Raw genomic sequence first — 11013 nt, 5'->3', positions numbered from 1 at the left:
GGCGTATGGTTGTATCGGCCGCAAAAAAAGAGCGCCGTGCCGAATGCATTCGGCACGGCGCCCTCAAACTAGCGTCCTTGCTTATCCGGCGTCCTGGGTGAGCCGGCTTCAGCTACTGGCTGCAAACGCTCCGCGGAAACGCTCGCCGCCAGCGGTTACTTCTTGTACTCGGAGTTCAGGTACGCCAGCACGGGCGTAGTGATATCGAGGTCCTTCTGGCCGTAGGCAATGGTGCCGCTGGGGGCCGCAATAAGAATCAGCTTGTAGCCCTTGGCTTTGCCATAAGCCTCTACCTTCTTGTTCACGCTTTCCAGCACTTTCTGGGTGAGTTTGGCCTCTTCCTCCTGGGCCTGGGCCTGGAGCTGCTGCTGCTTCTGGCCTACCTGCTGCTGCTGCTCCTGCAGCTTCTGCTCGGAGGCCGCCCGCTGCTCAGCCGACAAGGTCGGGGCTTGCTTCTGGTAGGCTTCCACAGCAGCTTTGAAGCTGGTCAGCATGGTTTGGTTCTGGCGCTCCCAGCCACGGGCTTTGCTCTCAAACGCCTTGCGGGCGTCCTTCATACCCTGGTAGCCGTCGAGCATTTTGCTCGATTCCACGTAGGCAATTTTGCCCTCCATGCTGGACGTAGAGGCTGTGGGGGCCGCAGCGACGGGCGCAGCACTAGCAACAGGGGTAGCGGCAGTGGCCTCCTCGGTAGGCGCGGCGGGCTCGGCCGTGTTCAGGTCGGGCGAAGCCACAACGGCCGTCGATTTGTCGGTAGCAATGGCGGGCGCTACCGGGCGGTTGCTGAAATGCAGGAAGTACAAAACGGCCACCGCCAGCAGCAGCACAATGTTAAAGGTGGTCTGAACGGGGTTTTTCATTGACAAGTGAAGATGAGGAAAGGACAAAAGTAACGCTTCGCTTAAAGAAGAATTGTTAAATCAAGGCGAAGGTGAAAATTCTTCCGTCCTGATTCCGCAAAGCAGTTTTTTGGTAACGCCGATTGTTTGCAGATAAGCGCTGCATCTTTGAGTTGGCTCCTTGAGCTACTACCCATCGGGGATTTTATGACGCGCTACGAGAAATTCCTTCTTTTTCTACTCTTGTTTCTGGTGGTGCTGCAAGCCACCGAAATAACGCCACGCAACTCATTTCTTTGGCTGTGCATATGGCTCTTGGCGCTTTCATACATAGTGGGCGGGCGCTGGCTTTTCAAAGACCGGAAGGTTTTTTCTACGTCTTTTTACGTACTGGCTGGCATTTGCCTGGGCACCTCACTTGTTTCCTTATCCTTTACCCTTCGGGCCCGGCATGAATCCTTTGAAGTGCTGCTGCCGGCGCTCAACGGAGTTTTCTGCTTCGGGCTGGGCATCTATTTGTTCCGGCAGAGAGCCCAAAAACAGGACACAAAAGCCCTGCGCGGGCTATGGTGGCGCTCTGCGGTGCTGCTAGCCTTGGCTGGCTTTTTCGCTTTCTCTCCCATCACGCTCGCCCCCTACCGCGTGGCTTTACTGGCCTTCAACCGCGGAGATGACTACATCACAAGCAACCTGCTGATGCACAACTACCGAGCAGCAGCACAGGCAGCTATAGCCGAAGGAAACTACAGCGCTGCTATCAGCAACGCTCAAAAGTCTTACATTTTTGGAAATCGTTGGCTGGGTTCTGACTCTATCACCTCAAAGTCCAGAATAAGCGGGGCCTACACCCTACTTTACGAAGCGCATGAAGGCCGCGGCGATGCTGCGTATGCCAAGCAGGAATTTCATAAAGCATTGGAGGACTATCGGCAAGGGCACTTCTTTCTGATTAGTTCAGATAATCGAGAAGACGGCGTTGGCGAACCAAACTCCTATTGGGAAGAGGAAAAGGCTTGGTCCTTTCGCAAAATGGCGGACTGCCACTTAAGGCTTAAAGAGTTCACAGCGTGCGACTCCCTATATGTGGCGGCTTTAAAGGCATACAAAGTTGTAAACCCCAAACCAGACTTGCACCGTGCCCGCATTGCCAATGGTTTGGCCCGGTCTTTCGCCGCTCAAGGTGAACCGGATGCTTCCACAAAAATTTACCGCGAACTCAACCTCTACTTGGCTACGGATAGTACCCGTGATGCGGCACTAGAACTTCAAACTAACCGGGTTCGCATTGTTGGCAACTACATTTGGCAAGACAGCCTATTTCAGGCCCTGCGCGACTTGCAGGCCATTTCCTTCGCACTAAATGACACCTCAAAAGCCCGCTTTGAAGCGGACATGTACCGAGGCATCTGCTTGACTAAAATCGGGAAATACGCCGACGCTGACTACTCTTTGCGAATTCCCTGGCGTTTTTATCAGCAGCGGGCCGAGCGCAACTGGGTATCCTTAGCCACTGTCGAAATGCTGTTGGCAAATAATAGCCTTGCGCAAGGACATTACCCTAAAGCAAAGGTCTTGGCCTCGTCGGCGCTGGCCCGCATCAAGCAAGAGCGAGGGGCCAACAATCTGGCTTACGCCCAGGGTCTGCGCATTTTGGGGGCGCTAAACAAAGAGTTGGGTCAGTACTCTGAGGCCGGCCAGCAGTTGCGCCAAGTACTGAACACTGTGCAAAAAGCAGAAGGTGACGCTTCGGCTACTCAACCCATAGTATTGGCTCAAATTGCCGAAATGGATTTGATAATGGGGTATGACGTAGCGGCGCTAGCGACCATGAAACAGGCTATTTCGCTTCTTACGGCCGCCGGGCCCGTCAAACTACCCAGCCAAACCGGCGTATTCGCAACGGCTGCTTATGTTGATTATGCCACGGGCAACCAGGCAGCGGCCCAAACGAAATACCGGCAGGTGCTAGCTATTAATGCACGTTTTCAACAGGGCCAAACAGCTACGTCTGCCGCGGCGTGGAATGGCTTGGGACTGGTAGCAACCTCTCAGCACCGCTTTGAGCGGGCCGATTCGCTACTCACGAAGGCAGTTGCCCTGCACGAAGCCCTATTCACGAAGCAAAACCCGCTTACGGGCACTGTTTACTTAAACCTGGGCCAGTTGCGCCTGCAGCAGGGCCGCACTGCGGAGGCCGAACAACTATTTCAGCAAGCACTCAGGATTGCCCAGTCTTTTCTCCCTGCCCAACACGACAAATTCGGGGATTTAGCCATGGCTTTTGGCGACTTAGCTGTGCAGCAGCGGCAACTCACAACAGCACACATGCATTACCAACAGGCCTTAGGCATTTACAGCCACACGTTTGGTATCGCGCACTGGAAGACCCGACTGGCACAACAAAAAGTTACCGCACAGGCTAATAAATAACTGCTGTTACGCAGTGCGTCGGTCGAAGTACTACCATAAGTGTAGCGTGACCGTGCCCGGCAGGGACTTTGTTGTTAGGGCGTCCGCGTATTTCGTGTCCACCGAGCGGCGTGGGGACGCGAACTACAAAGTCCCTGCCGGGCACGGTCGCGCTACTGCCCACGGCGTAATAGCAGCAAGTAACTGTGTCAAGTGTGGAAGCCCTCTGTTAGAAGCAGGCCTACTCCGGCACCGCAATGTGCAGTAACGCATCGCCCTGATTCACCACCGGCATGTAGTTCAGGCCGATAACGTAGCCGCTCAACGGCGACTCCAGCCGCACCGACTGCTGCCCGTAGGGGTCGGCCACGGAGCCGTAGATGTCCCCTTTCTTAAGATACTGACCGTTCTCTACCAAAGCACGGAAAATACCCGCAAACCGTGCCCGCAGCCACGTATGCCGGCGGCACACGATGCCCGGCCGCGACGGGACCGGCGCCACCGGCCCCATTCCCAGGTGGTGCAGCACCCGCAGCGTGCCAGCTAGCGCGCCCTCTATCCCAGGCTCGTCGAGCCGCAGGCTTTCCCCGGTTTCGTATACAATAATTCGCTTACCCAGGCTCTGGGCAGCTTCCCGCAGCGAACCCGGCCGCAGGGCCGCGTGCAGCGTGAAGGGGGCCGCAAAAGCTTCGGCCATGGCATCCACCTCAGGGTCGACGCCCAGCAGGCAGCGCACCTGCGGAAAGTTGGCCCGGGCCGCACCGCCCGTGTGGAAATCGATGCCGTAGTCAATCAGGGGCATGATTTCGCGCATAAAGCGGTGGGCCACCCGCCCGGCCAGCGACCCGCGCGGAAACCCCGGAAACGAACGGTTCACGTCCTTGCCGTCGGGCACGTCGCGGCTGAAGTTCAGAAACCCATAGATGTTGAGAATGGGAATGGCGATGATGCTGCCCCGCAGCGGCTGCAGTAGCTCGCGCCGCACCAGCCGCCGGATGGTCTCGATGCCATTCACTTCGTCGCCGTGCATGCCGCCCATCAGCAGCAGCGTGGGGCCGGGCTCGGTGGAGCGCATCACGTGCACCGGCACGTCAATCACCGTGCCCGAGGGCAGCCGCGAAATCACCAGCCGCGTGAGCACCTGCTCGCCAGGCTGAATGGTGAGGCCGTTGAGATGAAACGGGGGAATGGTTTGCGGCATGCGCCGGCAATGTTACGGGTTAGTTACGAAACGGAAAGAGGACCGCAGTGCCTCGTTGAACGACAAAGCTCCCCTCCTTGGATAAGGAGGGGATGTTTTCGCGCAGCGAAAACGGGGGTGGTTGGACTCGTTGAACGATGCCTGAACGGTTCTGCTGCGAGTCGTTCGCCCATCGTTCAACGACTTCAACCACCCCCGTCCGAGCCTGGCGGCTCGAACATCCCCTCCTCAGCTGAGGAGGGGAGTTTGATGTTCTGGCGGCTCTATCACTACACGCCGGGCATGTCCGTCTGCGCGTCGACTTGCTCGTGCTCTTTTTTGGCCTTAGGCTTTCTTGCTTTTTTGATGGCCAGGTGCGTCGTGTACTCAATGATGCGACCGGCAATATCCTGATTAGTGGCTTTTTCGATGCCTTCGAGGCCGGGCGAGGAGTTTACTTCGAGCACAAGCGGGCCGCGCTTGCTTTGTAGCATGTCGACCCCCGCTATGCCCAGGCCCAGGGCTTTGGTAGCGAGCAGGGCGGCGGCTTTTTCAGCGCGGGTGAGCTTTACGAGGGTGCCGCTGCCGCCGCGGTGCAGGTTCGAGCGGAATTCGCCCTCCTTGCCCTGCCGCTTCATGGCGCCCACCACTTCGCCGTCGACTACAAAGGCGCGTAGGTCGGCGCCCTTGCTTTCGGCAATAAATTCCTGCACAATGATGCGGGCCTTGAGGTTGTGGAACGCCTCAATAACCGACTGCGCCGCTTTGGCCGACTCGGCCAGCACCACGCCCAGGCCCTGGGTGCCTTCCAGCAGCTTGATGATAACGGGCGCGCCGCCTACCTGGTTTATCATGGCGGGCACGTCTTCGGAGTAGTTGGTGAAGGCCGTTTTGGGCATGCCCACGCCGGCGCGGCTCAGAATCTGCATCGAGCGGAGCTTATCGCGCGAGCGTACTATGGCCTGGCTTTCCACGGCCGTGCGCACTTTCATCATCTCAAACTGCCGCACCACGGCCGTGCCGTAAAAGGTGACCGAAGCCCCGATGCGCGGAATGATGGCATCAAAGCCTTCCAGCCGTTCGCCCTTGTAAATGATGCCCGGCTTGCCCTTTTCCAGCACCAGGTTGCAGTGCAGATGGTCGATAACCAGGGCTTCGTGGCCCCGCGCAGAGGCAGCTTCCACCAGCCGCTGGGTGGAGTACGATTTCGGCTCACGCGAGAGAATGGCCAGTTTCATCTGGTGGGGTAGTAAAATGAGGAGAAGCAGGGAGCGCCGTGTACGAGGATGGACAGGGTTAAGCTGAAGTGGCGCGACATTAGGTAGAAAGGAAACCCGGCAGTGCTCCGTTTATCTCCTTTGTTTCGCCCCCGCCCCGAATCAGCAGTGCCGTTTCGGCGCCAAATTTAGTTAGCGGCGCGCGCGGCGGGCGGCGGCACGAGCCAAAGTTTTATAAGAAAGGTTACGTTTGGCTACGTCTACTACAAAGCGCCCCTGCCGCAACAGGCTGCGCCCCAGCAGCACTGGGTACTTCATATCGGACCGGTCGGACAATGAAAATTCAGCTTCAAAATCTTCTCCGTACAGCTGCACCACCGTCCGGATGACGTACCGCTCCTGTACCTCGCCGTTGGAAGAACGGATGTCGCGTAGCACAAAATCGGTAAACGTCAGGGGGCGGCCGTCGGTGCCTGCGTGGCCGGGGTCGAGCAATTGAACCACCAGCGTGGGCAGTTGTTCGGCGTTCGGTTCAATGTGGATGTTGCTGCAGTGAATGGCGCTGGTGTAAGCCCCTGTGTCCACCTTGGCTTCCACGCTACCCAGCGCGAAGGCGGGGAAGTCGACTAGTTCACGGCGTCCGAGCACGCGCTTGGGCAGACGGGGTATGGGCATAAAGCGAAGTAGAGCAGAGCCTGAGAAGCAAATGTACCCCAAACCGCCGGTTACCTTCGCCCACCCAAGTTGCGCCTATTTTGATGAATCTGACCACTTCCCTGTTTGCCGGACGCCTGCCTCGCTGATTCTGGCCCGTGCTGCTGGGCCTCAACCTGGCCCTGCACGCGCCCTTCTTCTGGCTACTGCCCAACAGTGCCCACGTGTGGCGGCAGTGCAACACGATGGCCGTGGCCCGCAACCCGTACGAAAAGGGCATGAACCCCCTGCACCCCAGCGTAGACCGCTGCCTCGACACCAACGGCGTGACCGGCGCCAACTTCCCCTCCTATGAGTTGCTGGTGGCCGGCAGCTACCAGCTGTTCGGCTTCGACACCCCGCAGCAATTGGCCAGCCCGGCGTGGGACGGCAGCGCCCGCCCCTACCTTAAAGCCTGCGTGGCCCGTGGCGCCCGTTTTCTCTACACCAACGACACTTCTACGCTGGATAGCCCCACGGTGCGTCCCTACCTTGTGAGGCAGGTAAGCTGTGTGGGCGAGTTCCAAGTGTGGGCCCTGAAGCTGGCCCAGTAACTAGGCGCGCTAGCTGCCAGGCGCGGCGGGCGGCGTGATATTAGTATCGGCCACGAGGTAGAGGGGCCGCTGGCGAACGTTGGCCGACAGGCGGGCAATGTACTCGCCGATGATGCCCACGGCAATGAGTTGCACGCCACCCAGGAACAAAATACTCACCATGAGCGAGGCCCAGCCCGGCTCGTAGTCGTGCGACACAAAGCGCGAGTACAGCGTGTACATCATCACCAAAAAGGCCACGCCCGACACCGCGAAGCCGCTCAGAGTAGCCGCCTTCAGGGGCGCATCGGAAAAGCCGGTGATGCCGTCCAGAGCCAGGCGAATCATTTTGCGGTAGGTGTAGCCGGTTTCGCCGCCGGCCCGCTCGGCCCGGTCGTACTCCACGTAAGTCTGCCGGTAGCCTATCCAGGAAATCTGACCCCGCAGAAACTTGTTTTGCTCTGGCATCATTTTCAGCCCCTCCACCACCTTGCGCGAAATGATGCGAAAATCACCCGTGTCTACCGGAATTGATATGCTGGTGATGCTGGCCAGGATGCGGTAAAACAGCCGGGCCGTAAATTTCTTGGCCGCGCTTTCGCCCTGCCGCGAGCGGCGCTTGGCGTACACCACCTCGTAGCCGGTCAGCAGTTTGGCGTGCAGGTCGTGAATGAGTTCGGGAGGGTCCTGCAGGTCGGCGTCGATGATGACCACGGCGTTGCCTTTGGCCGCGTCGAGGCCGGCGGTCACGGCAATCTGGTGGCCGAAGTTGCGGCTCAGGTCGATGTAGCGCACATGCTCGTCGCGGTCGGCCAGGGTCAGCAGCAGGGCCAGCGACTGGTCGCGTGAGCCGTCGTTCACAAAAATCAACTCATAGCTCACCGGCCGGGGCATGGTTTCCAGCACGTGGCGCAGGCGCTGGTGCAAGGCCCCAATGTTGGCTTCTTCGTTGTAGATGGGAATGACAACCGATATATCCACGAGCGAGACGGGTAGGTAAGGACTCAAAACCAACTGGCTTTGGCCGCGCAAAAGTAGGACGAACCATTTAACGCCAAGGCAGCACGCCTACCTTTGCAGCCTCATTTTACTGCCCCTTCCGTGTCCAACTTTGCCGCTCGCCTCCGGACGTCCCTGCTCAACCCTTACGTGCTGGGTGCAGTCTACGCCGTGCTCACCATCATTATTTCGGTGCAGCACTACCTCAAAGGCCCGGGCTCCTACAACAACTACCTGATTTTTGTCAAGCCGTTCTTCAACCTGCTGGCCGAGAAAAACCTCTACCTCGAATACCCCGAATATTATTACGACACCTACAAGTACAGCCCCACTTTCGCCCTGTTCATGGGCCCGCTGGCGCTAATTCCGGCCTGGCTGGGCCTCATGATTTGGAATGTGGTCAACAGCGTGGTGTTCTACTTCGCGGCGCTCCGAATGTTTCCGGACACCCGCCGCCAGGCCATATTCCTGCTGCTCGTGTTCTTCGACGTGCTCACGGCCCTGCACAACTCGCAAGCCAACTGCCTGCTGGCTGGCCTGATGATATGGACCTATGTGCACCTGAAAGACCGGCGCGCGGCGCTGGCGGGTCTGTGCCTGGCCCTGGCGGCGTTCATCAAGGTATACGGCATTGCCGTGGGGCTGCTGTTTCTGTTTTACCCCGGCTTCTGGCGCAACTCGCTGTGGGCCGCCGCCTGGATGGTGGTGCTGGCCTTTATGCCGCTGCTAGTGGTTTCCTGGCCGGCCTTCCTCATGATTTACCAGGGCTGGTACGATATTGTGCGGGAGTCGGCCACAGGCATTCAGCTCTCCGTTATTGGCATTCTGCAGAGCTGGTTTGGTTTCCCGCTGCAGTACAAGGGCATTGTGCAGGCCCTTGGCATGGGCTTGCTGCTGCTGCCGCTGGTGCGGTGGCGCTCCTGGTCGCACCCCGACTACCAGCGCCTCTACCTATGCTCGCTGCTCATTTTCGTGGTCATTTTCAACCAGATGGCCGAGTCGCCCACGTTCATCATCGCCGTCACGGGCTTCATGCTCTGGTTCATGTACTACGGCCGCTACACGCGGCTGGGGTGGCCGCTGTTCTGGTTTGCGTTCATCTTCACCTCCCTCTCGTCGACCGACCTGATGCCTTCCTACATCCGGGAAACCTACCTCGATGTATACAAGATGAAGGCCGTGCCGATGGTAGTGGCGTGGCTGGTCATTCAGGTCCAGCTGTTGGTGTTTGCCCGGCGTCAGTCGCTGATTGGCGAGGAGCTGGCGGCGTCGGACACGTCCTTCCTGGCCAGCGAGGGCACGATGACGCGCTAGCTGCAGGGTTGTCTTTAGAGTACCGATTAAGAAAGGCGTTCACTGGCCTCTCCCTGCTGCTCGCGCAGCAGCCGCTCGTATTCCCGCTGGGTGCGCTGCTCGTAGTTGAAGCCTCCGTAGGCCGCAACGCCGCGCCCTACCAACCCCATTCCCCAGAAAAACGACACGAACACCGGCCAGGGAAGAAACCGGTCGTAGTGGGAGGAGGTCAGGGCCCAGATGGTCCACAGGCCCGCATTCACCAAGATGTACGTGAGCAGGGCGGCTTTAAATTTGGCGCGGGCTTTTGCTTTCTGCCAGAGGAAGGGGTTGCGGTTCAGGGTTTCCATGAGCGTAATGGTTAGTGGTTGTTTGAAGTTGATGGTCAAAACTACCCCTTGCCCAAGCGGCCACAATTTGCTGTTACCGAAGCATCATTTAACCAGAACCAGGCCGCAAACGAGGCTGCTGAAACGTAAGCCGCGCGCAGCCATTTACTGCTACTACACGTTGAAATGTGCTTGCGGCCCGGCTCGTTGCTCCAGCCCACCTTCGCTACTTCTGCCATGGATACTCCCAATCCCACCTCCCGCATTCAAATTGTGCAGGGCGATATCACCAAGCTATCGGTCGACGCCATCGTCAACGCGGCCAACTCCAGCCTGCTCGGCGGCGGCGGGGTCGATGGGGCCATTCACCGCGCGGGCGGCCCCGCCATTCTCGCACAATGCCGCCTCATCCGCGAAAGCCCCGACTACCGTAGCGGCCTGCCCACTGGCGAGGCGGTTATCACCACCGGCGGGCTCCTACCCGCAGCCTATGTCATCCACACCGTGGGGCCCGTGTGGCACGGTGGCCAGCGGAGCGAGCCCGAACTCTTGGCAAACTGCTACCGCACCAGCCTGGCCCTGGCAGCCGAACACCAATTAGCCAGTGTGGCCTTTCCCGGAATCAGCACCGGCGTTTATGCCTATCCGAAGAAGGAAGCCGCGGCCATTGCCGTGCGCGAAGTGCGGCAATGGCTGGCAGAACACGAATTTCCCCAGCAAGTGATTTTCGTGGCGTTCGACACCGAAAGCAAGCGCCTGTACGAGCAGGAGCTAGCCAAATAGCGGGCGCTACTTAGGTATTACTGTATCAACGGGTACCGGTCGGGTCAAATACTCGTTGTAGGCCTCCACCACCTGCTGCATGTCCCGGTACTTAAGCTTCCTTTGTTTTAGCGCGACCAGCAGGTCGTGGTGGTCGTGGAAGTAATGAGTCATTTGGGCGATAAATTCTATCTGGTCCACGACTACAAGGCCTTGCCCTGAGCGGCGCAAATACCAATATGGAACCGCGCGGCTACCCAGGCTCAGTGGCATTCCATCGCCACTCTTAGTCATTATTTCCTTCACCTCGATATAAGAGAACAGCTCCACGGGCCCGTTAGTCAAGCGTCGGGCCAAGACGTGCTTGCGCTTTCCCTTCAGCACCATGTGCTCATAATACTGCCCCTGCAGCCTGATGGACTGCACTTTATCCACATCAATATTGAGGGGCTCAGTACCAAACCGGCGCAATTCTTCCTCACGCCGATAGAAAGGCAGCAACCCGGCAAACCCATTCCCACTGGCGGGAATAAAAACGTAGTGCGTCTTGCCATCGGCCCCCGTAATCTCGGCCTTGCTATATCCTTTAATGACGCTGCCTGAATCAAATGGGCTCTTTGGTGCTGCCATTGAATCCTGAGCACTGAGGGCTGTGGCAGCTACTGGCCCCTCTTGACCATAAGCTACACGCATTCCCGCCAAGCCGAGCAAAGCAGTAAGTATAAAAAGGCGCATCGTGGGTGGCAGAAAAAGCGCCAA

General features: G+C 58.4%; 11 protein-coding genes. 4 read left to right on the top strand and 7 right to left on the bottom strand.

The window, feature by feature from the left end; all coding sequences use genetic code 11:
• Positions 1-155 precede the first annotated feature (155 nt).
• Positions 156-860, bottom strand: a complete 705-nt coding sequence (locus tag BMZ66_RS15575) for an OmpH/Skp family outer membrane protein (RefSeq protein ID WP_092675563.1) — start codon at positions 858-860, stop codon at positions 156-158.
• 186 nt (positions 861-1046) lie between these two features.
• Here BMZ66_RS15575 and BMZ66_RS15570 point away from each other — a divergent pair, with 186 nt between their 5' ends.
• Positions 1047-3269, top strand: coding sequence for a tetratricopeptide repeat protein (locus BMZ66_RS15570; protein WP_143080238.1), 2223 nt, complete (start codon positions 1047-1049; stop codon positions 3267-3269).
• A 220-nt stretch (positions 3270-3489) separates the two neighbouring features.
• On the opposite strand, the gene BMZ66_RS15565 is transcribed toward BMZ66_RS15570, so the two are convergent.
• From BMZ66_RS15565 to BMZ66_RS15555, 3 genes are all read right to left on the bottom strand, one after another.
• Positions 3490-4449 carry a succinylglutamate desuccinylase/aspartoacylase family protein gene (locus tag BMZ66_RS15565; RefSeq protein ID WP_092675557.1) on the bottom strand — a complete coding sequence of 320 codons (960 nt, stop codon included), beginning with the start codon at positions 4447-4449 and terminating at the stop codon, positions 3490-3492.
• A gap of 269 nt (positions 4450-4718) precedes the next feature.
• A complete protein-coding gene (gene rimK / locus BMZ66_RS15560) occupies positions 4719-5666 on the bottom strand; it encodes a 30S ribosomal protein S6--L-glutamate ligase (protein WP_234795116.1) in 948 nt (315 codons plus the stop codon).
• Positions 5667-5837: 171 nt separating this feature from the next.
• Complete coding sequence (locus BMZ66_RS15555) at positions 5838-6320, bottom strand: ATP-dependent zinc protease family protein (RefSeq protein WP_092675554.1); 483 nt, start codon at positions 6318-6320, stop codon at positions 5838-5840.
• A gap of 137 nt (positions 6321-6457) precedes the next feature.
• Here BMZ66_RS15555 and BMZ66_RS15550 point away from each other — a divergent pair, with 137 nt between their 5' ends.
• Positions 6458-6892: a hypothetical protein gene (locus BMZ66_RS15550; protein WP_092675550.1), complete on the top strand. Its 435-nt coding sequence runs from the start codon at positions 6458-6460 to the stop codon at positions 6890-6892.
• A 9-nt stretch (positions 6893-6901) separates the two neighbouring features.
• Here BMZ66_RS15550 and BMZ66_RS15545 read toward each other — a convergent pair whose 3' ends face one another.
• Positions 6902-7852, bottom strand: coding sequence for a glycosyltransferase family 2 protein (locus BMZ66_RS15545; protein ID WP_092676154.1), 951 nt, complete (start codon positions 7850-7852; stop codon positions 6902-6904).
• 120 nt (positions 7853-7972) lie between these two features.
• Here BMZ66_RS15545 and BMZ66_RS15540 point away from each other — a divergent pair, with 120 nt between their 5' ends.
• On the top strand, positions 7973-9184 hold the full coding sequence (locus BMZ66_RS15540) for a glycosyltransferase family 87 protein (protein WP_092675547.1): 1212 nt from the start codon (positions 7973-7975) through the stop codon (positions 9182-9184).
• A 26-nt stretch (positions 9185-9210) separates the two neighbouring features.
• Here the strand turns inward: BMZ66_RS15540 and BMZ66_RS15535 are convergent, their stop codons facing one another.
• Positions 9211-9513, bottom strand: coding sequence for a 2TM domain-containing protein (locus BMZ66_RS15535; protein ID WP_143080237.1), 303 nt, complete (start codon positions 9511-9513; stop codon positions 9211-9213).
• 216 nt (positions 9514-9729) lie between these two features.
• Between BMZ66_RS15535 and BMZ66_RS15530 the strand changes: the two genes are divergently transcribed.
• Entirely contained in the window at positions 9730-10275 is a 546-nt protein-coding gene (locus BMZ66_RS15530) for an O-acetyl-ADP-ribose deacetylase (RefSeq protein ID WP_092676151.1), read from the top strand.
• Between the two features lie 6 nt (positions 10276-10281).
• On the opposite strand, the gene BMZ66_RS15525 is transcribed toward BMZ66_RS15530, so the two are convergent.
• Positions 10282-10989, bottom strand: a complete 708-nt coding sequence (locus tag BMZ66_RS15525; RefSeq protein ID WP_092675541.1) for a hypothetical protein — start codon at positions 10987-10989, stop codon at positions 10282-10284.
• Between the last annotated feature and the right edge of the window lie 24 nt (positions 10990-11013).

This window comes from Hymenobacter arizonensis, assembly GCF_900115775.1.
GTDB classification, from domain to species: Bacteria; Bacteroidota; Bacteroidia; order Cytophagales; family Hymenobacteraceae; genus Hymenobacter; species Hymenobacter arizonensis.
Note: the sequence above shows the minus strand (reverse complement) of the source record. Positions and strands in the feature narration are given on the sequence as shown.